We start from the raw sequence: 22496 nt of genomic DNA, 5'->3' as shown, positions 1-22496 counted from the left end.
ACAGCACTTTATTTAGAGCAATATGCGAAGGAATCTCTATTTAAAAAAATAATAGAGATTAATAATCAAACGTTAGCAGGAGTACCATCCGTTGTATTTGGATTGCTTGGTTTAACTATTTTTGTATATGCTCTTCATTTAGGAGAGAGTATAGTTGCAGCAGCATTGACGATGAGTCTACTCGTTTTACCAACAGTTGTTGTGGCGAGTCAAGAAGCAATTCGATCAGTACCAAGTGTTTTATTAGAGGGTTCTTACGGATTAGGTGCTACGAAGTGGCAAACGATGTATCAAATTGTATTGCCATATGCTTTCCCAGGGATTATAACGGGCTGTACGTTAGCGATATCAAGAGCAATTGGAGAGGCTGCACCACTATTAGTTATTGGGGCACTTGCGTTTGCAAATTATGTTCCATTTAGTATGTTTGATAGATTTACAGTTCTACCAATTCAAATTTTTAATTGGATGAGTAGGCCACAAGAAGAATTTCAGTATGTAGCAGCAGCTGGGATGATTGTTTTGTTAGGTTTGTTGCTATTTATCAATATATTTGTTTTATGGTTACGAAATCGAAAATAAGTTGGAAGTGGATGAAAGGGGAATTCAAATGGTAGCAACAGTAGTAAATGTACAGGTGAAAAACGAAGAGAAAATCGAGACTGCGCCAAAGAAGGTAGTATTTGATACGAAAAACTTAAATTTATGGTACGGGGAAGACCATGCTTTAAAAGATATTAATTTAAGTATTCATGAGAATGAAGTTACAGCCATTATCGGTCCAAGTGGCTGTGGTAAATCAACGTACTTAAAAACATTAAATCGCATGGTAGAGTTAGTACCGATCGTTCGAACTACAGGTGTAATTGAGTATAGAGAACGCAATATATTTGATAAATCATATCCAGTTGAAGAATTAAGAACGCATGTAGGAATGGTGTTCCAAAAGCCAAATCCATTTCCAAAATCTATTTATGAGAATGTAACATACGGTCCAAAAATCCATGGTATTCGTGACAAAAAGACATTAGATGAAATTGTTGAAAAAAGTTTACGTGGAGCAGCGATTTGGGATGAGTTAAAAGATCGTTTGCACGATAATGCATACGGTTTATCTGGTGGACAGCAACAGCGTCTATGCATCGCACGCTGCTTAGCTATTGAGCCAGACGTTATTTTAATGGATGAGCCAACATCGGCATTAGACCCAATTTCAACATTAAAAGTAGAAGAATTAATTCAAGAGCTAAAGAAAGATTTTAGTATTGTTATCGTAACGCATAATATGCAACAAGCAGCGCGTATTTCAGACAAAACAGCTTTCTTCTTAAGCGGGGAAGTTGTGGAGTATACAGATACAAACAAATTATTTACGACTCCTTCAGATAAGCGTACAGAAGATTATATTACAGGTCGCTTTGGTTGATATCGTTTCAAAGCTAAGAGCAAATGCCCTCTTAACAGAGGGCATTTCTTATTTTATCTTACTGTTAATAAAGAAGTAATACTTCTCCTTATCTTAAGTTTTATTACAAGCGTAAGAGGCTATGTAGGAGATTTACCCCGCTATTTGCGGGCAGTAAGACCCCCACCTTAAAATTTAGCGAAAGCAAAGAAGTTAGGGAGGGGATCTTGCTGCCTATCAAATCCCGATTGATGAGGGTTGATTAAAGTTTCACTTTTATATAATGGCACATAATATTGAGGGGGAAGAAAAATGGTAAGAGAACAGTTTCAAGGTGATTTAAAAGCGTTACAGCAAAAGGTGATTGAGCTTGGAGAATTAGCAAATGCGGCTTTATTGATTGCTATGGAAGGTCTGCATACAAGAGATGTAGAGAAAGCGTTAGAGGTCATTGATGGTGATTACCGCATGGATAATTTAGAAGAGGAAATAAACGATCTTGCGCTTATGCTCATTACGAAGCAGCAACCTGTAGCAAGTGACTTAAGAAGGATTTTTATTTCAATTAAAACAGCGACAGATTTAGAGCGCATTGCAGATCATGCTGTTAATATTGCAAAGGCTACAATTCGTCTTGGGGAAAAAGAAGTGGCTGTTAGTTTGCACAACCTAGATGAAATGTTTGCGGTTGCAAATGAGATGTTGCATTTAGCGTTAGAAGCATATGAACAAGAAAATTTAACTTTTGCGAAACAAATTGCTGAAATGGATGATTCCGTTGATGAAATATATGGAAAAGCAATTCGTGAGTTTATATCTTCAGTTCCGGAACAACCAGAAGCAATTACGCAAATTACACAATTATCATTTGTCGCGAGATATATTGAGCGTGTAGCAGATCATATTACAAATATTGCTGAAAATGTCTTTTATTTAGTAAAAGGAAAGCATTATTTATTGAATGAGTAGGAATGAAAGTAGGTGATGAGAAATCACCTGCTTTTTTTAGTCAAAACATGACAAAAAAAGCTCGTTGTTTCCTTTAGTTTATGATGATAAGATGTATCATAATGTAATGGAAAAATTAGTATATATGTTTGTCGTTAATAAGTATTATTTACCAATTTATAGTAAGCGCTTTCTTGTTGTTTGAAATGTACGTTTTTATAGGTTAGAAATTTAATTATATAGTCTTCTAAATGAGGATGTGTTTAACTAATCAAGTTTATGCTGCTAGTTCATGTGGGATAGGGAATATACATATGGTATATGGAGTTACTGAACATTATATAAGTGGAGGCTGAAGTATATGAAGGGGGTTATTTTAGCTGGAGGAAAAGGAAGGCGCCTTAGACCATTAACATGTAATACTCCAAAGCCGATGTTACCATTATTAGAAAAACCAGTTTTAGAATATAATATTGAGTTATTACGCCAGCATGGTATTCGTGAAATTGCAATTACTGTTCAATATATGAGTACGACCATTAAGCAATATTTTGGTGACGGTAGTAAATGGGGAGTTAACTTGTATTATTTTGAAGACTCTCCTCCGCTTGGCACAGCAGGGAGTATTAAACAAGCAGAACAATTTTTAGATGAAACATTTGTTGTGATAAGCGGGGATGCATTAACTGACTTTCAATTATCAGAAGGAATTAGGTTTCATGAACAAAAGAAAAGAATGGTAACAATGTTTGTGAAAGAAGTAGAAAATCCACTCTCATTTGGATTGGTTGTAATGAATAAAGACCAGGAGGTTACACGATATATAGAAAAGCCGGGCTGGAATGAGGTAGTATCTAATGTTGTGAATACAGGCATATATATTATGGAGCCAGAAGTCTTTTCTTACATACCGCCTAGGCAATTTTTTGATTTCAGTCATGATGTGTTTCCGTTATTGGCAAACAAAAATGTGTTATTCGCATATTTGTCAGAAGGTTATTGGTTAGATATCGGCACATTTAATCAATATCGACAAGCACAATTTGATTTGTTAACGAAAAAGTTACAAGTACCTATTCCTTATACAGAAGTATTACCGATGGTATGGATGGGAGAAGGGGTGACGATTGGTAAAGGGACGAAAATTCATGGCCCCTCTTTTATTGGAGAAGGAGCAAAGATTGGTACAGGAGCTGTAATTGAGCCATATTCTATTATTGGGAAAAATAGTATCGTTTCAAATTATTCTCATCTTCAAAAAAGTATTGTTTTTGCAAATGCCCACATTGGGAAGTATTGTGAACTATTAGAAACGACAATAGGAGAGCGTACAATAGTTGAAGATGATGTTACACTGTTTCAAAAAAGTGTTGTAGCGGATCACTGTCACATCGGAAGAAGTACGGTAATTAAGCAAAAAGGAAAACTATGGCCTTATAAGGCGATTGATAGTCATTCGATAGTAGGAGCGGCTGGTATTCAAGAGAGTGAAATGAGTGCAGGGTGGTTACAAAAAAGCCGCATTGTAGGAAGAGGGAATGTTGAAATTACTCCCCAGTTTATCGTGAAGATTGCGATGGCGTATGGTTCTCTTTTTAAAAAAGGAGAAAGTATATTAATTGGAAGTCAAGAAAATATAGAAACAACCTCTTATAAAAATTTATTTTTACATGCTATTCATGGTATAGGGATTCATACGATGGAATGTAAAGAAATGAACGAGTCACTTTTTCAATATAGTGTTCATCATTTGCAATGTGCAGGTGGGGTTTTCATTCAAGTGGAGAATGAGAATGAGATTGTTATAAAGTTGTATGGTCAAGCTGGCATGCCGTTAACGTATAAGCAGCAAAAAGAGATAGAACAAGTATATATGTCCGAATTGTTTTATTACGTGCATGAGAAAGAGATGGGGCGAAATAAGCTGGTTCATGTTTCTATGAATGAGTATATAGAAGTTATATTGGGGCATATTGATATCGAGAAAATACAGATGCAGAAGTTTCATCTTCTTATTAATAAGAGAAATGATACGTTGCAACATTTACTTATGCTCTTTCTACAAAGACTTGGTTGTACAGTTACATGGATTTATGCAAGCGAACAAAAAGATCATGTGAAAGCTTTGATGAAATCAAGTAAAGCGAATATGGCTCTTATGTTTTCTGAGCAAGGAAATCATTTCGAGTTATACGATAAACATAGTAATATTTACCAAGGTACAGATTTGGAAGAGGTCGATATTCCAGATTTCTTACTCGAATCGACAGGAAATATTTACCCAATGTCTTTGAAGTTAGGAGAATGTTATCTTCTATTTTATACGCAGGATGAAAGAAAGTCGTTTCAAGTAAGGTGGAAGCGAGATATTTTATATCGGATTGGAAAATTATTCGAGCTAATAGCATTGCAAGGAAAAACGTTTCTCAGCATAGTAGAGCAATCACCTCCGCTCTATTTACTTTATGATGAAGTGGTATGTTCATGGAATGAAAAAGGGGAAATTATGAGGAAATTATTGGATGATATAGAAAGGAAGGGAGAAGGTATATTTGAAGGAGTACAGTTCAAATATACTGAAAAAGAGTGGTCTTATATCGTTTCTGACACAAAACAACCAAAATTTTTGGTGTATTCACATGCTAGAAACCCAGTAATAGCAAGGGAAAATATGAAAAATCTTATAGAAAAAATTAGACAATATCAAAAGGTGTAGAATTTTTATTTTAAAAGTGGTATTATAGTATAGTCTGATTTAAGTTATTAGTACTGGAGGGAAATAAGAATGCGTGTGAATATTACTCTAGCATGTACAGAATGCGGAGATCGTAACTATATCTCAAAGAAAAATAAACGTAACAACGCTGAGCGTATCGAGCTTAAAAAGTATTGCAAGCGTGACAAGAAGTCTACGTTACACCGTGAAACAAAGTAAGCAGTAGGAATATTTTCCTACTGTTTCTTTTTTTATTCGATTCCTATGTTAAAAGTGATACACTATCAGCATAGAGTAAAGTGTCACTGTAAGGGGGAGAATGTGTGAAAGCAGAGAAAGTACGTTTACGTAAACAAATAATAGAACACATGAATTCTTTATCAGAAGAACAGTATACAACTTTATCAGAACAGATTGCATTTTCGTTGTATGCGCAAAAAGAGTGGGTTGAAGCTAAAACAATTGGAATTACTCTTTCAATGGAAAATGAAGTGAATACATATCCTATTATCGAAAAAGCTTGGGAAGAAGGAAAGAAAGTTGTAGTTCCTAAGTGTAATAAAGGAACTAGAACGATGTCCTTCCGGCAAATTAATGATTTTGATCAATTAGAAACGGTGTATATGAATTTACGTGAACCGATTCCCGGGCTTACGGAAGAAGTGAATATGGATGAAATTGATCTTCAAATTGTCCCAGGCGTAGCTTATACAGAACGAGGAGAGCGAATTGGGTACGGCGGTGGCTATTATGATCGTTATCTCGTGCATTATAAAGGGAAAACGCTGTCATTAGCGTATGATTTTCAAATGGTAAAACACATTCCAGTAGAGCCATTTGATAAAAACATAGAAAAAATTATTACAGAAAAAGGAACACTGCTTATAAATAAGCTTGTATAGACAAATAAAAATTGACGAGACTTTTTCTTCTTGATTATAATAAAATATGTGAACGTTTTCTTATTATAATTTTTTATAGTAAGTGAGCATAGAGGGTGATGAAATGGTATCTATTTATGATATTCAGCAATTGCTAAAGAAATTTGGTACGATTATTTATACGGGAGATCGAATTGCAGATTTACAATTAATGCAAGATGAATTGCGTGAATTAAATCAATCACAGCTAATCGATCCACAAGACTATCAAACAGCTTTATTTTTATTGAAGCAAGAAATTCAAAAAGAGCTAAATAAGAATTAGATAAAGGTAGGTAAGCAACATGGAAGAGAAATGGTTAGTTGGTGTTGACCTTGGTGGTACAACGATTAAATTAGCATTTATTAATGTATACGGTGAAATTTTACATAAGTGGGAAATCCCTACGAATACAGGTGAGCAAGGAAAACATATTACACTTGATGTTGCGAAAGCAATTGATAAAAAGCTAGAAGAATTAGGCGAATTGAAGAGCAAATTAATTGGTATTGGTATGGGAGCTCCTGGTCCTGTACATGTGGCGTCTGGAATGATTTATGAAGCGGTTAATTTAGGATGGAAAAACTATCCGTTAAAAGATTTATTAGAAGTAGAAACAGGATTACCTGTTGTTATTGATAATGATGCGAACTTAGCAGCGCTTGGTGAAATGTGGAAAGGTGCTGGTGAAGGTGCAAAAGATTTAATCTGTATGACACTTGGTACGGGCGTTGGTGGTGGTGTAATCGCCAATGGTGAGATTGTACACGGCGTGAGTGGTGCTGCTGGTGAGATTGGACATATTACAGTCGTTACAGAAAATGCTTTCCCATGTAATTGCGGGAAGTCTGGTTGCTTAGAAACAGTAGCATCTGCGACAGGTATTGTACGTGTTGCTATGCAAAAAATACAAGAGACTAATAAAGAGAGCGTGTTGCGTTCTATGTTAGCTGAAGAAGGACGTATTACATCAAAAGATGTCTTTGAAGCACTTGGACAAGGTGATGAATTAGCAGGTGAAGTAGTAGAAAAAGTAGCTTCTTATTTAGGATTAGCTGTAGCGAACCTTTCTAGTACATTGAACCCAGAGAAAATTGTTATTGGTGGAGGCGTGTCTAAAGCTGGAGATGCGCTATTAGAACCAATTCAACGCTATTTCGAGCAATACGCTTTCTCACGTGCTGTAAAGAGCACGAAGTTAGCTATTGCAACACTTGGTAATGATGCAGGTGTTATCGGAGGAGCTTGGCTTGTAAAAAAGCACAAATACGAAGCGAAGATGATATAAGTTGTGAAATATGAAAAGAGGAAGGGGGAACCCTTCCTCTTTTTGTGTAAAATCTCGATGAAGAATAAAGTGTAAACGAATTAAGCTGCTGGTGGATACCCGTTATATAGAACAGTCATGATCGTAAACCATCCGAAAACGAGTACAGTTGCAATTGCAAAGCCGCTCGCGAAAAAGTTTTTTTCACGAAGTGTTCTAAGCGTAGCAAATACAGCTAACAGAGTGACAAGTGTAAAAATAATAACAAGGCCCATACAATATCCTCCTCTGTCTACCCATTTCTTATTATGAGTTTTTGGAATATTTACTCTTTTATATTGTACATGTTTTAAAAATGATTGTCGAGATAGCATCCTTTCTTTTCCTCAGAGAAAGAAATGTTGTATCATTAAAAGTAAGTTTTTAATAACTGGAGGAGATTTTTATATGAAATGGATACAAATGCCGTTAGGCCCATTACAAACAAATGCTTATATTTTAATGAACGATCAAAAAGAGTGCATTATCTTTGACCCTGGTCATGAAGGTGAAAAGCTCGTTACATATTTACAAGAAGAACAATTAAAACCATTGGCTGTTTTATTAACACATGCTCACTTTGATCATATCGGTGCTGTTGATGCCGTAAGAGACGCTTTTTATATTCCTGTGTACGTACATAAAGAAGAAGCAGATTGGTTAGGAGATGCAACTGTAAACGGCTCTCAAATTTTTATGATGAACCGCAGTATTACAGCAAAACCAGCGGATCATATTATTGATGCAGAAGGTACATTAACAATTGGATCATTTAATTTTGAAGTTTTTGAGACACCAGGACATTCTCCAGGAAGTATTTCTTATTATAGTAAAGAAGCGAATGCTGTATTCTCAGGAGATGTATTGTTCCAAATGAGCATTGGAAGAACAGATTTGCCTGGTGGAAGTTTTGCTGAATTAATTGGAAGTATTGAAGAGAAATTATTTGTATTACCAGATGAAACAGCGGTGTTATGTGGACATGGTCCAGAAACAAGCATTGGCTTTGAAAAAGAAAATAATCCGTTTTTACAATAAGGAGTCATTATGGGAATGGAGCTCATTTTAAGAGAATGGATGGGGAAAGAAAAGGATTATTCAATTTCATATAGTACGTATATGAACCTTGTATTGTATACGGAGGGTCATGGATATTATATGAAAGAACGTGAAAAGATTGGAAGACAAGGGGATTTTTTTACAAGTAGCAATGTATCCTCTGTTTTTGCAAAAACTTTTGCTAAACTTTTTATTCGTCTTGTTGAAAATGGTGAAGTTGCTTCGAATATTTGTGAGGTTGGTGGGGGAACAGGGAAGTTTGCCTATGATGTTTTACAAGAATGGAAGCAATTATCTCCAAACACCTTTATTAATTTAAACTATTCAATGATTGAAGTGAGCCCTTTTCATAGGAAATTACAGCAGGAGCAACTTGGCTCATTTTCTAATGTATCGTACTATACCTCCTATAGTGAAATGGGAGATTCTTTCGAGGGAATTCTTTTTTCGAATGAGTTGTTTGATGCATTTCCTGTTGAAGTAATTGAGAAAAGAAATGGTATATTGTATGAAGTACGTATTACATATACAGAAGAAGGAAACCTTTCAGAAGTATGTAGGCCGTTAAATAAAAGAATTGGTCGCTATTTATTGAAATATAATATTTATATTGCTGAAGGGCAACGTTTTGAAGTACCAATTGTTATGGAGGAGTATATAAAAGAAATTTCGAAATGGTTTCAAAAAGGTATATGTATCACAGTTGATTACGGATACACAAAAGAAGAATGGATGCATCCAGCACACCGCGAAGGAAGTTTGCGAGGATATTATCAGCATAAGCTAATGCGTAACCCACTAGCGCATCCAGGTGAAATGGATCTTACTACTCATGTTCATTGGGACGAGCTAAAGGAGATCTTTAGTATGCAAGGAATGAGTGCAGTATGGCATAAGAAACAATCTGAGTTCTTGTTAGCTGCAGGGATATTAGAACAGCTTACGAGCCATCAAGATACGAATCCTTTTTCTGAAACGCAAAAACAAAATCGAGCAGTTCGTTCTATGATTTTAAATGGAGGAGTAGGGAGTTCGTTTGATGTTGTTATACATACAAAAGATATGCAACATTTACATTTGGATCGGTATGTAACAATATAAAAAACAAGACACAGTATATACTGTGTCTTGTTTTTTAATACGACTTATGTAGTATTATATATTTCCTCTCATGATATATATTTATATTAAAGATATGAGATAAAAAATATAGAATACGTTCTTTTTCTGCGATTATTAGTCCCTAACCTAATAATACACGAACGAGTTGAATGATTGTTTCATTCTCTACTTTGTAATAAATTTCCAATCCTTTTCTTTCACTAGAAACGATTTTAGCGCTTTTTAATTTTGCTAAATGCTGTGAAATTGTAGATTGTGGCATGTTTAAGCCAGTATACATTGTAGAAACGTTGCTTGGACCGCGCTCGATTAATCCTTTTACGATACATAAACGAACAGGATGAGCTAGCACTTTTAATAATTCTGCATTACTTTCATATAGTTCTAATTCTTTTTGAAAGGTTTCTAACATGTTCTTTTCCACCTCCGTGTGAGCTATTATACCATACTATACATACCAAAAATTTAAAGAAAAGAAAATAGTTGTTGCAGAAAAAAAGTCCTAAAGTAAAGAAATTGTAAGAAAAGAGACCCGGATGTAAATAAAATAGGTAAATTAGCATGTTTTTGTAAAATGACATTTTTGGGTGAAAATTTCGATGCGTTTTAAAAATTGAAAGATATAGATATATTTGTAACACAATTTTATCATGATTTTCTTATTCTTTCAAATGAATATACGAAATTTTTAAAATAATATGACAAAGGAATTATAATGATATATATAGAATATAAAACAGGTTAAAAGAAAAGAAGCTGAATGTCATTCGCTTCTTTATGGTGATAATGAAATATTTGATTACGGCTGATAAATCTTAGGATGATCAAGTCATTAGTCATTTATTCTAAAATTCATCTTTTAGCAACGTTAAAAATCTGTGATTCCATATGTTCTCATAAAAATCAATTGTCTCTTTTGCGGACATAAAAGGATTATTCAACGTAGAGGTTGTTTTCTGTCCCATAAAGTTTTCGTATCCTAGTCCGTGGGCAAACTTAATCGTTGCATCCATACAGTACTCTGTTTGGGCGCCACAAAATTCAATGCGATTTACAGATAATTGATCTAAAATTTCTTTTAAGTTTGTTTTATAAAATGAATTTGCATGTGTTTTTCTTACAAAAAAATCTTGTTCTTGAACATCTAGATCGGTATGAATAGCCCAAAGTTCTTTCTCGGGTACTAAATCATCATCACAATGTTGAACAAAAAGGATTGGTTTATTTAATTTTCTATATGAAGAAATTCTTTTATTTACTTTTTTTAGTAAGTTCTGTAAATCAAATAAATGCTCCTCGCTATAACATACGCCATTTTGTAAATCGATAACGATTAAAATATCTGCACAAGTATCCATTATTTTCACCCCTTTTTATTTCTTAATATATCAATTAATCCATTATTTAGAAATAGATGATATACTTTTATTTTTTATGGACTATAAGAAAAGAAGAAATTCAAATGAATATAGCTAAACCGCATAAAAAGAAGATATGAAAACCTAATCTCATATCTTCTTTTTCTCTATGCATTTACAGGCTCTTCTACATAAGAAAGGGCATTTTCAAAATCGGATATTAAATCGTTAACATTTTCAAGACCGACTGATAACCGAAGTAATGAATTAGAGATTCCTCTTTTATCACGAGCTTCTTGCGACAGTGCTGCATGTGACATTTTTGCTGGATAAGAAAGAATTGACTCTACAGCTCCTAAACTAACTGCAAAAACAGGCAATTTTACTTTTGATAAAAATTTGCGGAGTGCATCTTCTGACTGCAAAGTAAACGATAAGACCGCTCCAGCTGATGTTGCTTGAGATTGTAGAATATCAAATCCGAGATGAGTTTGTAATCCCGGATAATAGACATTTTTTACTTTAGAGTGTTCTTGTAAATAATGTGCGATTTTATTGGCATTTTTAGCTGAATGTTCGAGGCGTACATGCAATGTTTTTAGACCGCGAAGTACGAGAGAACAATCTTGAGGTCCTAAAATAGCACCGAATGCATTTTGTAAAAATCCAAGCTTTTGAGCGAGTTCTGAATCTTTTACTACTGCTAATCCGGCAGTAACATCACTATGACCAGCAATAAATTTTGTAGCACTATGAAGAACGACATCAGCTCCAAGTTCAAGTGGTTTTTGGAATAGTGGTGTCAAAAATGTATTATCAACAAAAGTAAGAGCCCCAATAGATTTTGCGAGTTTAGAAACCTCGCGAATATCTGTCACTTTTAAAAGTGGGTTAGAAGGTGTTTCTACATAAAAGAGCTTTGTATTTGGTTTAATGTTTTGTTTTATTTCTTCTAAATTGGTCATATCAACAAATGTATGTGAAACACCGTAACGGGAGAGTACCTCAGTTATCACTCGGTAAGTGCCTCCGTACACATCTTCTGAAATGAGTACGTGATCACCTTGTGAAAGAAGGAGGAATGCAGTGGAAATCGCTGCAATGCCTGATGCAAAGGCGAATCCTTTTGTTCCGCCTTCTAATAAAGCAATGATATCTTCAAGAGCTTCACGAGTTGGATTGCCTGACCTGCTATAGTCATATTTTCCGAACGTATCTACATCAAACTGGTGAAAAGTTGATGTGTTATAAATAGGAACGTTCACAGCGCCTGTTTGCGAGTCGTGTTTATATTGGTTGTGTAGTAAGAGTGTATCTATAGAATAGCTCATATTCTTACACCTTCTTTTACGAGTTTAATTGCTTGCTTTAAGTCTTGAATTAAATCGTTACTATTTTCAATGCCAACTGAGAATCGAAGAAGACGATTGCATACGCCGTTTGCTGTTCTAATTTCTTCAGGAATATCAGCATGTGTTTGCGTTGCTGGATAAGTCATTAAACTTTCTACACCACCAAGACTTTCGGCAAATGTAATTAAGGATAAAGATTGTAAGAATGGATTAATCCAAGCTTCATCTTTAAGGCGGAATGAGATCATGCCGCCTCTTCCTGGATAAAATACATCTGTCACCCCGTCTTCATCATTTAAATACGCAACAACTGCTTTCGCATTTTCTTCATGTTGCCTCATGCGAAGCGCTAACGTTTTCATACCGCGAATTAATAACCATGAGTCAAATGGGCTTAAAACTGCACCTGATGCATTATGATAATGAGCGATTTCCTCGCAAAGTTCCTTTCCTTTTGCAACGACAAGCCCGCTTAGTACATCGTTATGTCCCCCTAAATATTTCGTTGCGCTATGAAGTACAATGTCAGCACCTTCTGTTAATGGTTGCTGTATATAAGGTGTGTAGAAAGTGTTGTCTACAATAAGGAGTAGTCCGTTCCTTTTCGCTACAGTTGCGACAGCAGCAATATCAGTAACTTGCATTAATGGATTAGTTGGAGTTTCTATGAAAATAGCCTTCGTTTCAGTTGTGATAGCTTGCTCAATTTGTTTAATAGACTGTGTATTTACGTATCTACATCGAACATTCCACTTTTTTTCATGCTCAGAAAATAATCGATACGTTCCCCCGTATAAATCTTCAGATACAATAAGTTCGTCTCCAGAGCGGAATAGAGAAAGGACGAGGAGAACAGCCGCCATCCCTGAACTACAGGCATAACCTTGTTCGCCATATTCTAAGTCTGCGATCGCCTGTTCTAAAAGACCTCGAGTTGGATTGCCAGTTCGTGAATAGTCAAAGCCAGTAGATTTACCAATTCCTTCGTGACGATAAGCGGTTGAGAAATAAACTGGTGGATTAACCGTTCCGGTTGTAGTTTCACTGCGATTTCCGATTTGTGCTAGTTTTGTTTCGATTGTTGACATATGAAAATTCCTCCTTTTTAAATTGAAACATTAAGTGAATATAAAATAAAAAAAGCCTTCTAAGAAGAAGGCTTTCGGTTTGAATAGAGTCTTCTTCTCATCTGTCAAATCTTTCACAATTTGCTGGAATTAGCACCTTATTAACAAAATGTTAATGGTTGCTGAGGCGTCACAGGGCCAGTCCCTCTACCTCTCTAGATAAGAATGTTCGTATGAAATTTTTATTATGTTTTTAACTTTACAATAAAATATAACTGAATTGCAACTTTATTTTAAATAATTTTTATTTTTCCGCAAGTGTCATTGACTTTTACTTTTGTGCATGCTAAATTTATTAAAAAATTAACAAACATTGTTAAAAGGGGAACGCATTTCCTTTTAGCTACATAAATAAAATAATAAAGACAACTCTTATTGAGAGCGGTGGAGGGAAAGGCCCTGTGAAACCCGGCAACCTTCAAACGAAATGTTTGAAACGGTGCTAATACCTGCAAAACGAATGTTTTGCATAATAAGAGGAGGAACGATTATGTCCCCCTCTTCAAAGTGAAGAGGGGGTTTTTATATTGATAGAAATGAGGGAGAGTCGTGAAATTACTAGATTTATTATCAAAAGGAATTGTAATAGGTGATGGTGCGGTTGGGACGTTATTGCATTCACATGGTTTGCAAAGTAGCTTTGAAGAATTGAATGTATCTGATCCAGACTTAATTATATCGATTCATAAACAATATGTAGCTGCTGGAGCAGATGTAATTCAAACGAATACGTATGGAGCAAATGAGGCGAAATTACGTATGTATGGTTTAGAAAATCAAGTTACAGAAATTAATAGAGCGGCAGTAAAACTAGCGAAAGCATCTGTGACAGATAAAAATGCAATTTTAGGAACAATTGGTGGTATGAAACATATCGGAGCTGTTACAACGACTGATATGGAAAGAGAGTTTATGTTACTTGAACAGGCAGGGGCTTTACTAGAAGAACAGGTTGATGGATTACTATTAGAAACTTTTTACGATGAATTTGAATTACTTCATGCCGTTAAAGTATTGCGTAAGCAAACGAATATTCCAATTGTTGCGCAATTAGCGTTACATGAAGCAGGTACGACTCAAAATGGAAATGATGTCAATGAAATATTAAAGCAACTTATAGATTACGGTGCAAATGTTGTTGGATTGAATTGTCAACTAGGGCCGCTTCATATGACGGAAGCTTTCAAAATGATATCGATTCCTCAAAATGGCTATTTATCAGCATACCCAAATGCAGGCCTCCCGAATTATGTGGATGGACGTTACGTATATGAGGGAAGCCCAGCTTATTTTGAAGCGATGACACCGAGATTTATTGAGCAAGGTATTCGGTTATTGGGTGGTTGTTGTGGTACGACTCCAGAACATATTCAAAGTATGAAGCGCGCTGTTGCGAATATTACCCCTGTAATAGAAAAAGACACGATTCAAAGGCCGAAAGTCGTTCATACGCATGAGAAACGTTCGAAGGCTCACGTCACTCTAGCAGAGAAAGCGAAAAAACAAACGACAGTTGTAGTGGAATTAGATCCACCGAAAACGTTAGATACACAGCGTTTTTTTGAAGGAGCAAGAGCGTTAAAAAGAGCGGGAGCAGATGCTATTACTCTAGCAGATAATTCATTAGCATCGCCTCGTGTTTCTAATATGGCGATGGGTGCGTTATTAACGAAGCATGATATCCCAGTATTGACGCATTTAACGTGTAGAGATCATAACGTCATTGGACTACAATCTCATTTGTTAGGTTTATCGGCGTTAGGGATGGAAGAAGTGTTAGCTTTAACTGGTGATCCAGCGCGCGTTGGTGATTTTCCCGGTGCCACTTCTGTATATGATTTATCCTCTATTGAGCTTATTAAAATGATTAAAGAAATGAACGATGGACGTTCAATTTTAGGGAAATCAATTGGACCGGCGACAAGGTTTTCTGTAGGCGGCGCATTTAATCCTCACGTGAGGCACTTAAAAGCAGCGGTTAAGCGAATGGAACGAAAAATAGATGCTGGAGCGGAGTATTTTTTAACTCAGCCAATTTACGATATCAAGTTAATTGAAGAAGTGTATGAAGCGACAAAGCATTTGGAACAACCTATTTTTATTGGAATTATGCCGTTAGTAAGTAAGCGGAATGCAGATTTTCTTCATTTTGAGGTGCCGGGTATTACTCTTCCTGAAGAAATAAGAGAGAGAATGGATGGACATGAAACGAAAGAGGCAGCAATTGAGGAAGGGATCCGCATTTCACAAGAATTGGTCGACGCAGCGATGAAATATTTTAATGGTATTTATCTTATTACACCATTTTTAAAGTATGAAATTACAGAACATCTTGTTAAATATGTAAGAGAAAAGCAAGAAGTGAAAGAAGGTATTAATTGATGAAGTGTATAGAAGAAAAATTAAAAAATAGCATTTTAATATTAGATGGTGCAATGGGGACAATGATTCAGCAAGAGGATTTAACTGCTGAAGATTTCGGAGGAGAAGAGTACGAGGGCTGTAATGAATATTTAGTGGAAACAAGACCAGACGTTATTTTAAAGATTCATAAAGCTTATATTGAAGCTGGAGCGGATATTATTGAAACAAATACATTTGGGGCAACGAATATTGTACTAAGTGATTATGATCTGTCTCATTTAGATGAAGAACTAAATGAAAAGGCAGCACTTTTGGCGAAGCAAGCTGTTAAAGAAAGCGGGAAGGAAGTATATGTTGCGGGAGCGATGGGACCAACAACGAAAGCAATTAGTGTTACAGGTGGTGTGACTTTTGAAGAATTGATTGAGGCTTATACAAGGCAGGCACGAGGATTATTAAAAGGAGCAGTTGATGTATTACTCGTTGAGACGAGTCAAGATATGCGTAACGTGAAAGCAGCTTATATTGGAATTCAAGCCGCTTTTGAAGAACTGAAAAAAACGGTTCCTATTATGATTTCAGGAACGATTGAGCCAATGGGAACGACTCTGGCTGGGCAAACAATTGAAGCTTTTTATTTATCAGTAGAACATATGAAACCATTATCTGTTGGGCTAAACTGTGCGACTGGTCCGGAGTTTATGAGGGACCATATTCGTTCACTATCTGATTTATCGGAGTGTTACATTTCTTGTTATCCAAATGCAGGTCTTCCTGATGAAGATGGACATTACCATGAATCTCCATCTTCTCTTGCTGAAAAGGTGAAGCGATTTGCTGAAGAAGGATGGGTTAATATTATTGGTGGTTGTTGTGGCACGACACCAGAACATATAAAAGCAATGAAATCCGCGCTAGCATCTCTTAGGCCTCGTGACCATCATGAGAGAGAAGGACATGGAATTAGTGGATTAGAAGCACTGCAATATGATGAGTCTATGAGACCGTTATTTGTAGGTGAAAGAACGAATGTTATTGGGTCACGTAAATTTAAACGCTTAGTAGCAGAAGGGAAATTTGAAGAGGCTGCTGAAGTGGCAAGAGCGCAAGTGAAGAAAAATGCTCATATTATTGACATTTGTATGGCAGATCCTGATCGCGATGAAATAGAAGATATGGAAAACTTCTTAGCAGAAGTTACGAAAGTTTTAAAAGTACCGATTATGATTGATTCAACAGATGAAAATGTGATGGAGCGAGCTCTTACTTATATTCAAGGAAAAGCTGTTATTAATTCAATTAATTTAGAAGATGGAGAAGAACGATTTAAAAAAGTGACACCGCTTCTTCAAAAGTATGGTGCCGCTATAGTTGTAGGAACAATTGATGAAGACGGTATGGCGGTTAGTGCGGAACGAAAGATAGAAATTGCGAAAAGAAGCTATGAATTACTTACAAAGAAGTATGGGATACGCCCGTCAGATATTATTTTTGATGCACTTGTGTTTCCAGTAGGGACAGGTGATGAAGAATATATTGGCTCAGCGGCAGCGACTATAGAAGGAATTCGCCTTATTAAAGAAGCGTTACCAGAGTGTTTAACGATTTTAGGTGTAAGTAACATATCATTTGGTTTACCACCGGCTGGACGTGAAGTATTAAATTCAGTCTTTTTATATCATGCTACGAAAGCAGGATTAGATTACGCGATTGTGAATACGGAAAAATTAGAACGCTATGCGTCGATTCCAGAGGAAGAAAAACGCCTTGCAGATGCATTACTGTTTGAAACGACGAAAGAGACGTTAGAAGAATTTACAAACTTTTACCGAGTTGCTAAAAAGAAAGATGTCGTTGTGCAAGAAACGTTAACGCTTGATGAAAGACTAGCAAATTATATTGTAGAAGGTACGAAACAAGGATTACACGAGGATTTAAGTCTTGCACTTGAAGAAGGAAGAAAACCTCTTGATATTATTAACGGTCCGCTTATGACAGGGATGGACGAGGTAGGACGACTATTTAATAATAATGAACTTATTGTTGCTGAAGTATTGCAAAGTGCCGAAAGTATGAAAGCCGCTGTAAGCTATTTAGAGCCACATATGGAATCTAGTGATAGTGCGAAAAAAGGGAAAGTATTGTTAGCAACAGTAAAAGGTGATGTGCATGATATTGGGAAAAATCTCGTTGAAATTATTTTAGCGAATAACGGATATGAGATTATTAATTTAGGAATTAATGTACGTTCGGATCGAATTGTTCAAGAAGTACAAGAAAAGAAGCCGGACATTATAGGCCTTTCAGGTTTATTAGTAAAATCAGCTCAACAAATGGTAACGACTGCTGAAGATTTAAAAGCGGCAAATATTGATGTGCCCATTGTTGTAGGTGGTGCAGCGTTAACGAGAAAGTTTACAGATAATCGGATTTCACCATCATATAAAGGACTCGTTTGTTATGCGAGTGATGCGATGACGGGGCTCGATATTATTAATAAGCTTCAAAAAGAAGAAGAGCGTGAGAAGATGAAGCAGGATAAAAAAGAACGTCATCTTCATATCGTAAAAAAAGAGGAGAAGAAAGTAGAAATTCCAGCAGTAATTGAGCCATTACCAAAATCAGAGGTTATGGTGCCTGATTCAACAAAACGAATTGTATTACGAGATGTTCCCGCCCTTCATCTCGCACCATTTCTGAATAGACAAATGCTACTTGGGCATCACCTTGGATTAAAAGGAAATGTGAAGAAGCTTTTGAAAGAGGGAGATAAGAGAGCACATGAATTAAATGATTTAATAGATGAATTATTGCAGGAAGGACAATCTTGGTTAAAGCCGAAAGCAGTGTATCAATTTTTCCCAGCGCAAAGCGACGGACAAAACATTGTAATATATGATCCAGAAGATCATACGCGTGTTATAGAGCGTTTCACATTCCCTAGACAAGGAAAGGCTCCCTATCGTACTTTAGGTGATTATTTGCGCCCAATAGGAGATGAGATGGACTATGTTGCTTTCTTATCTGTTACGGTTGGGGAAGGAGTTCGGGATATTGCTGAAGAGTGGAAGGCGAAAGGTGATTACCTACGTAGTCATGCCATTCAATCGTTAGCGCTTGAATTAGCGGAAGGACTTGCTGAAAAAACACATATGCTCATTCGTGACCGCTGGGGCATTCCGGACTCACCTGAACTGACGATGGAAGAACGTTTCCGTACGAAATATAGAGGAATACGAGTGTCATTTGGTTATCCGGCGTGTCCAGAACTTGCAGATCAAGAAAAGCTATTTCGCTTAATTCATCCAGAGGAAATAGGTATTTCATTAACAGAAGGATTCATGATGGAGCCAGAAGCGTCCGTAACGGCTATGGTATTTTCTCACCCTGAGGCAAGATATTTTAGTGTATTATAGTCTAGAAGGGGGAGACGTATGAAGAAAATAGTCTTTACAGGTGGCGGTTCGGCAGGACATGTAACACCTAATTTAGCCATTATCCCATATTTACAGGAAGACAACTGGGATATCTCTTATATTGGTTCTCACCAAGGTATTGAGAAAACGATTATAGAAAAGGAAGGCATTCCCTACTATAGTATTTCGAGTGGAAAGCTACGTCGTTATTTTGATTTAAAAAATATAAAAGATCCTTTTCTTGTAATGAAGGGTGTTATGGATGCGTATGTAAGAATTCGAAAACTAAAACCAGATGTGATTTTTTCAAAAGGCGGTTTCGTATCTGTACCAGTCGTAATTGGCGGATGGCTAAATAGAGTACCAGTTTTATTACATGAATCTGATATGACGCCAGGACTAGCAAATAAAATTGCGCTTCGTTTTGCTTCGAAAATATTTGTTACATTTGAAGAAGCAGCGAAACATTTACCGAAAGAAAAAGTAATATATACGGGGTCTCCTGTACGTGAAGAAGTGCTGAAGGGAAATCGTGAAAAAGGTTTAGCGTTTTTAGGTTTTTCACGTAAAAAGCCAGTTATTACGATTATGGGAGGCAGCTTGGGCGCGAAAAAAATTAATGATACGGCTCGAGAAGCATTACCAGAACTTCTTAAAAAGTATCAAATTGTTCACCTTTGCGGAAAAGGTAACCTTGATGAAAGTTTACAAAATAAAGAAGGATATAGACAATTTGAATATGTACATGGAGAACTGCCAGATATATTAGCGGTAACAGATTTTGTTATTTCACGCGCGGGCTCCAACGCAATTTTTGAATTTTTAACATTACAAAAGCCGATGGTTTTAATTCCATTATCGAAATTTGCAAGCCGTGGAGATCAAATATTAAATGCAGAGTCCTTTGAAAGACAAGGATATGCCTCCGTATTATATGAAGAAGATGTAAATGTAAAATCTCTTATAAAGTATGTCGAAGAATTAAATCAAAATAATGAGAAGTATAAAACAGCACTAAAAAAATATAATGGAAAAGAAGCAATTAAAACAATCATTCAAAATATTTCAGAGGCATGATGAAACAATCATGCCTCTTTTAGTAGGGTGAAAGATTCCAAGAATTGATATTTTTATGTTACAATAAAGTGAAACTTTAATCAGTTGGGTGCATCCCACATCTAACTTCTTTACTGTTACTGAATTTTGAGGAGGGAGTCTTACTGCCCTCAAATAGCGGGATAACAAATGGGTTAATAGGGAAATTCCAATTAATGAGGCGTGAAAATACGAATGGATTAGGAGTGACTGTGTTGGAGCTAAGTCTCTATGAAAATACTGCACTTATTATATGCTTTGTGTTGTACGTTGGTAGTGTTATTGTTTATATTTCAAGGAAATTTTCGCAAGAAAGAGAGCTTGAAAAGTCAGAGATAACAGCTGAACTAGAAATGTTAGCTGATGAAAGTTATAAAAAACAAAAAATAAAAGAAGACCATGAAGCATCCCATCATTTAAACGCAAATAAGTTTTAAAGATGGGGATTTTTTTTGAAGTTGTTCTTTATTGTAGCTATAACAAATAACGCTAAAAAGGAGTTTCCCCATACATAATGAAGGAGTGTATATAAATGAATTTTTATATCGCCTCAGGTTTCCAAAATAAACATCTTGTACGTTCCGTAGCAAATGAACTGAAACATGCAGGATGGCACCATACATATGATTGGACCAAAAACGAAAAAGCAGCAAATGAAGAACAATTAAGAGAAATTGGTCAGGCAGAACAAAATGCTGTAAAAGAAGCGGATGTATTTTTACTTATATTAGATGGCGGAAACGGGAGCCATACAGAGTTTGGAATGGCGATTGCACTAGAGAAAACGATATATGTATATCATGCAGGAAACCTGCTCCAAACAACGTTCTATCACTTGCCAGAAATAAATATTTTTGAAGGAGATGTAGCTGAGTTTGCATCTTATGTTATGAATCATGTGAAATAATAGTAACTACCTAAAAGGTTATAAAAGTGATCTTTTGGGTACAGTGATGATAAGAAACGTATATAAAGGAGTACATAATATGAAATTAGAAAATGGATGGGAAACGAGCTTTTTAGAAGTCGTACAAAATAGTGAATTTAAGAAAGAGGCACTTCTTAGTCAATTGCTTTGTCAGGATAGTGAAGAAGTAGAAGAGCTTGTGGATGATTACGGCTACGAAGAACTTGTTGAACGTGAACATGATGATGAGTTAGCTGAAATCTTAGGAGAAGAACTTTTTAGTGAGATGGAACGCCAAGTATTCTTATCTTCAAACCCAGAAGAAAAATTGATTTCATTCGTCAATGGATTAGGTTTTCATGTGTTAGATTGGATCGTTCTTCTTGAAACAGAATTTGGCATTGATAGTGCAAACTTTACATCAGATGCTGTGAAGGTGTTAGAAAAGCGTTTCAGACAGTTTCCATACATAGAGGACAAGACAATTTTTGATATGACATTTGGAGAATCGATGGATGTATTAGAATCTGTTACAGGATTACAACTAAAGGAAAAGATGAACGTATAATGAAAAAAGAACGTGATTGGATCACGTTCTTTTTTTACATAATAATAATTTTATCATCTAGTTTTGTCTGCCCGGTAAGAAGTGCGTTTAAATATTCCACTTTTCTTATACAAGCTTGTATATGTCTTTCAATCTCTTGTAACTCTGCTTGGTGATGCGTTTCAATTGGATGAATTTGTACGTTGAATTTTTCAAATTGACTACTATATGTTATTTCTGCATAGCCGCTCATAATATCGGTTTCGTTATGAAATAAAAATTGCCTCGTTTTGTCACAGAATGATACATCCTGAAAGCCATATACTTTTAATGCTTCAATTACTTTTTTAATCATTTTTGTATTCATTTTTTAACCCTCTTTACGAAGTTCTACTTATATATTATAACATAAAAAATTACATAGAAAGCGCTTCCAAGTGTATTTTATTATAAACTTTACGTTTCAATCACAAAAATGAAACAAAGAAAAAATAATTGTAAAGAAGGAAGGACTCTTTTATTGTTTCGTCATATATATAGAGAAATAGTGCAATGAAAGGAAATTTTCCGAGGTGGAGATCGTATTTCCAATTTGAGCGCAGTAAAAGAGGTGAGAATTTTGAACTTTGATATTGTAGGACAAAAAGCATATATAAAAGATGGACCGCATCGGAACCGAATTGGAATTGTAAAGAAAAATGAGACAAAATTAGCATCGCAGTTTGCTATTGTAATTGGAGAACAAGTCATTGATGTAGAGCTAAAGGATATCGTGTTAGTTGGAGTAGACGTAGGACAATTTCATAAATGGTGCGAACAAAATGGTTATTTGTGAAAAGGACGGGCTGTGAGA

General features: G+C 35.7%; 23 protein-coding genes and 2 riboswitches. Of the genes, 17 read left to right on the top strand and 6 right to left on the bottom strand.

What is annotated here, in order from left to right:
* The 8 genes from pstA to glcK form a co-directional block, all read left to right on the top strand.
* Positions 1 to 582, top strand: a 582-nt coding sequence (gene pstA, locus MR107_RS13810; RefSeq protein ID WP_242292447.1) for a phosphate ABC transporter permease PstA, incomplete at its 5' end; no start/stop codon positions are given.
* A 28-nt stretch (positions 583 to 610) separates the two neighbouring features.
* Positions 611 to 1426: a phosphate ABC transporter ATP-binding protein gene (gene pstB / locus MR107_RS13805; protein WP_000226686.1), complete on the top strand. Its 816-nt coding sequence runs from the start codon at positions 611 to 613 to the stop codon at positions 1424 to 1426.
* 291 nt (positions 1427 to 1717) lie between these two features.
* Entirely contained in the window at positions 1718 to 2374 is a 657-nt protein-coding gene (gene phoU / locus MR107_RS13800; protein WP_000251240.1) for a phosphate signaling complex protein PhoU, read from the top strand.
* Positions 2375 to 2714: 340 nt separating this feature from the next.
* Positions 2715 to 5069, top strand: coding sequence for a sugar phosphate nucleotidyltransferase (locus tag MR107_RS13795; protein ID WP_000679342.1), 2355 nt, complete (start codon positions 2715 to 2717; stop codon positions 5067 to 5069).
* Between the two features lie 69 nt (positions 5070 to 5138).
* On the top strand, positions 5139 to 5288 hold the full coding sequence (gene rpmG / locus MR107_RS13790; RefSeq protein ID WP_001265616.1) for a 50S ribosomal protein L33: 150 nt from the start codon (positions 5139 to 5141) through the stop codon (positions 5286 to 5288).
* 104 nt (positions 5289 to 5392) lie between these two features.
* A complete protein-coding gene (locus tag MR107_RS13785; protein WP_000642749.1) occupies positions 5393 to 5971 on the top strand; it encodes a 5-formyltetrahydrofolate cyclo-ligase in 579 nt (192 codons plus the stop codon).
* A gap of 103 nt (positions 5972 to 6074) precedes the next feature.
* Entirely contained in the window at positions 6075 to 6275 is a 201-nt protein-coding gene (locus MR107_RS13780) for a YqgQ family protein (protein ID WP_000253699.1), read from the top strand.
* Positions 6276 to 6294: 19 nt separating this feature from the next.
* Positions 6295 to 7278, top strand: a complete 984-nt coding sequence (gene glcK, locus MR107_RS13775) for a glucokinase (RefSeq protein WP_000391704.1) — start codon at positions 6295 to 6297, stop codon at positions 7276 to 7278.
* Positions 7279 to 7358: 80 nt separating this feature from the next.
* On the opposite strand, the gene MR107_RS13770 is transcribed toward glcK, so the two are convergent.
* Positions 7359 to 7532, bottom strand: a complete 174-nt coding sequence (locus MR107_RS13770; protein ID WP_000524852.1) for a DUF2759 domain-containing protein — start codon at positions 7530 to 7532, stop codon at positions 7359 to 7361.
* Between the two features lie 172 nt (positions 7533 to 7704).
* Between MR107_RS13770 and MR107_RS13765 the strand changes: the two genes are divergently transcribed.
* A complete protein-coding gene (locus MR107_RS13765; RefSeq protein ID WP_000871231.1) occupies positions 7705 to 8334 on the top strand; it encodes an MBL fold metallo-hydrolase in 630 nt (209 codons plus the stop codon).
* 9 nt (positions 8335 to 8343) lie between these two features.
* Entirely contained in the window at positions 8344 to 9456 is a 1113-nt protein-coding gene (locus MR107_RS13760; protein WP_226368598.1) for a class I SAM-dependent methyltransferase, read from the top strand.
* A 142-nt stretch (positions 9457 to 9598) separates the two neighbouring features.
* On the opposite strand, the gene MR107_RS13755 is transcribed toward MR107_RS13760, so the two are convergent.
* The 4 genes from MR107_RS13755 to metI all read right to left on the bottom strand — a co-directional run bounded on the left by MR107_RS13755 (position 9599) and on the right by metI (position 13275).
* On the bottom strand, positions 9599 to 9889 hold the full coding sequence (locus MR107_RS13755) for an ArsR/SmtB family transcription factor (protein ID WP_000894377.1): 291 nt from the start codon (positions 9887 to 9889) through the stop codon (positions 9599 to 9601).
* 433 nt (positions 9890 to 10322) lie between these two features.
* Positions 10323 to 10835, bottom strand: a complete 513-nt coding sequence (locus MR107_RS13750; RefSeq protein WP_000379155.1) for a cysteine hydrolase family protein — start codon at positions 10833 to 10835, stop codon at positions 10323 to 10325.
* A 167-nt stretch (positions 10836 to 11002) separates the two neighbouring features.
* Positions 11003 to 12166: a cystathionine beta-lyase gene (metC, locus tag MR107_RS13745; RefSeq protein WP_242292446.1), complete on the bottom strand. Its 1164-nt coding sequence runs from the start codon at positions 12164 to 12166 to the stop codon at positions 11003 to 11005.
* Complete coding sequence (gene metI, locus MR107_RS13740) at positions 12163 to 13275, bottom strand: cystathionine gamma-synthase/O-acetylhomoserine thiolyase (protein WP_000103897.1); 1113 nt, start codon at positions 13273 to 13275, stop codon at positions 12163 to 12165. The genes metC and metI overlap by 4 nt, the downstream gene beginning before the upstream one ends.
* 94 nt (positions 13276 to 13369) lie before the next feature.
* A riboswitch (SAM riboswitch) is annotated at positions 13370 to 13480 on the bottom strand.
* Between the two features lie 203 nt (positions 13481 to 13683).
* A riboswitch (SAM riboswitch) is annotated at positions 13684 to 13793 on the top strand.
* Between the two features lie 70 nt (positions 13794 to 13863).
* Here metI and MR107_RS13735 point away from each other — a divergent pair.
* The 6 genes from MR107_RS13735 (at position 13864) to MR107_RS13710 (ending at position 21664) form a co-directional block, all read left to right on the top strand.
* Positions 13864 to 15696 carry a bifunctional homocysteine S-methyltransferase/methylenetetrahydrofolate reductase gene (locus MR107_RS13735; protein WP_000770352.1) on the top strand — a complete coding sequence of 611 codons (1833 nt, stop codon included), beginning with the start codon at positions 13864 to 13866 and terminating at the stop codon, positions 15694 to 15696.
* A complete protein-coding gene (gene metH / locus MR107_RS13730) occupies positions 15696 to 19094 on the top strand; it encodes a methionine synthase (protein ID WP_000649674.1) in 3399 nt (1132 codons plus the stop codon). The genes MR107_RS13735 and metH overlap by 1 nt, the downstream gene beginning before the upstream one ends.
* A gap of 18 nt (positions 19095 to 19112) precedes the next feature.
* Complete coding sequence (gene murG, locus MR107_RS13725; RefSeq protein ID WP_000724776.1) at positions 19113 to 20171, top strand: undecaprenyldiphospho-muramoylpentapeptide beta-N-acetylglucosaminyltransferase; 1059 nt, start codon at positions 19113 to 19115, stop codon at positions 20169 to 20171.
* A gap of 194 nt (positions 20172 to 20365) precedes the next feature.
* Positions 20366 to 20626 carry a DUF3966 domain-containing protein gene (locus tag MR107_RS13720; protein WP_001250699.1) on the top strand — a complete coding sequence of 87 codons (261 nt, stop codon included), beginning with the start codon at positions 20366 to 20368 and terminating at the stop codon, positions 20624 to 20626.
* A gap of 95 nt (positions 20627 to 20721) precedes the next feature.
* On the top strand, positions 20722 to 21096 hold the full coding sequence (locus tag MR107_RS13715) for a nucleoside 2-deoxyribosyltransferase (protein ID WP_242292445.1): 375 nt from the start codon (positions 20722 to 20724) through the stop codon (positions 21094 to 21096).
* 79 nt (positions 21097 to 21175) lie between these two features.
* Positions 21176 to 21664 (top strand): hypothetical protein, encoded by a 489-nt coding sequence (locus MR107_RS13710; protein ID WP_000764267.1) that lies wholly within the window; start codon positions 21176 to 21178, stop codon positions 21662 to 21664.
* Positions 21665 to 21698: 34 nt separating this feature from the next.
* Here MR107_RS13710 and MR107_RS13705 read toward each other — a convergent pair whose 3' ends face one another.
* Positions 21699 to 22010, bottom strand: a complete 312-nt coding sequence (locus tag MR107_RS13705; RefSeq protein WP_001093239.1) for a hypothetical protein — start codon at positions 22008 to 22010, stop codon at positions 21699 to 21701.
* A gap of 252 nt (positions 22011 to 22262) precedes the next feature.
* On the opposite strand from MR107_RS13705, the gene MR107_RS13700 reads away from it, so the two are divergent.
* A complete protein-coding gene (locus MR107_RS13700; protein WP_001008327.1) occupies positions 22263 to 22478 on the top strand; it encodes a DUF3912 family protein in 216 nt (71 codons plus the stop codon).
* Positions 22479 to 22496: the final 18 nt, after the last annotated feature.

The sequence above is a fragment of the Bacillus cereus group sp. BfR-BA-01441 genome, from assembly GCF_022663075.1.
Lineage (GTDB): Bacteria > Bacillota > Bacilli > Bacillales > Bacillaceae_G > Bacillus_A > Bacillus_A cereus.
This window is presented reverse-complemented; position numbering and strand designations above follow the sequence as displayed.

What these genes read in the sequence shown, in the direction of transcription:
- MR107_RS13795 (WP_000679342.1), top strand. Translation starts at nt 2,715, where the DNA reads ATGAAGGGGGTTATTTTAGCTGGAGGAAAAGGAAGGCGCCTTAGACCA.
- MR107_RS13710 (WP_000764267.1), top strand. Translation starts at nt 21,176, where the DNA reads ATGAAATTAGAAAATGGATGGGAAACGAGCTTTTTAGAAGTCGTACAA.
- MR107_RS13720 (WP_001250699.1), top strand. Translation starts at nt 20,366, where the DNA reads ATGAGGCGTGAAAATACGAATGGATTAGGAGTGACTGTGTTGGAGCTA.
- MR107_RS13770 (WP_000524852.1), bottom strand. Translation starts at nt 7,532, where the DNA reads ATGGGCCTTGTTATTATTTTTACACTTGTCACTCTGTTAGCTGTATTT.
- metC (WP_242292446.1), bottom strand. Translation starts at nt 12,166, where the DNA reads ATGAGCTATTCTATAGATACACTCTTACTACACAACCAATATAAACAC.
- murG (WP_000724776.1), top strand. Translation starts at nt 19,113, where the DNA reads ATGAAGAAAATAGTCTTTACAGGTGGCGGTTCGGCAGGACATGTAACA.
- glcK (WP_000391704.1), top strand. Translation starts at nt 6,295, where the DNA reads ATGGAAGAGAAATGGTTAGTTGGTGTTGACCTTGGTGGTACAACGATT.
- MR107_RS13765 (WP_000871231.1), top strand. Translation starts at nt 7,705, where the DNA reads ATGAAATGGATACAAATGCCGTTAGGCCCATTACAAACAAATGCTTAT.
- metI (WP_000103897.1), bottom strand. Translation starts at nt 13,275, where the DNA reads ATGTCAACAATCGAAACAAAACTAGCACAAATCGGAAATCGCAGTGAA.
- MR107_RS13705 (WP_001093239.1), bottom strand. Translation starts at nt 22,010, where the DNA reads ATGAATACAAAAATGATTAAAAAAGTAATTGAAGCATTAAAAGTATAT.
- MR107_RS13750 (WP_000379155.1), bottom strand. Translation starts at nt 10,835, where the DNA reads ATGGATACTTGTGCAGATATTTTAATCGTTATCGATTTACAAAATGGC.
- MR107_RS13760 (WP_226368598.1), top strand. Translation starts at nt 8,344, where the DNA reads ATGGGAATGGAGCTCATTTTAAGAGAATGGATGGGGAAAGAAAAGGAT.
- metH (WP_000649674.1), top strand. Translation starts at nt 15,696, where the DNA reads ATGAAGTGTATAGAAGAAAAATTAAAAAATAGCATTTTAATATTAGAT.
- MR107_RS13780 (WP_000253699.1), top strand. Translation starts at nt 6,075, where the DNA reads ATGGTATCTATTTATGATATTCAGCAATTGCTAAAGAAATTTGGTACG.
- pstB (WP_000226686.1), top strand. Translation starts at nt 611, where the DNA reads ATGGTAGCAACAGTAGTAAATGTACAGGTGAAAAACGAAGAGAAAATC.
- MR107_RS13715 (WP_242292445.1), top strand. Translation starts at nt 20,722, where the DNA reads ATGAATTTTTATATCGCCTCAGGTTTCCAAAATAAACATCTTGTACGT.
- rpmG (WP_001265616.1), top strand. Translation starts at nt 5,139, where the DNA reads ATGCGTGTGAATATTACTCTAGCATGTACAGAATGCGGAGATCGTAAC.
- phoU (WP_000251240.1), top strand. Translation starts at nt 1,718, where the DNA reads ATGGTAAGAGAACAGTTTCAAGGTGATTTAAAAGCGTTACAGCAAAAG.
- MR107_RS13755 (WP_000894377.1), bottom strand. Translation starts at nt 9,889, where the DNA reads ATGTTAGAAACCTTTCAAAAAGAATTAGAACTATATGAAAGTAATGCA.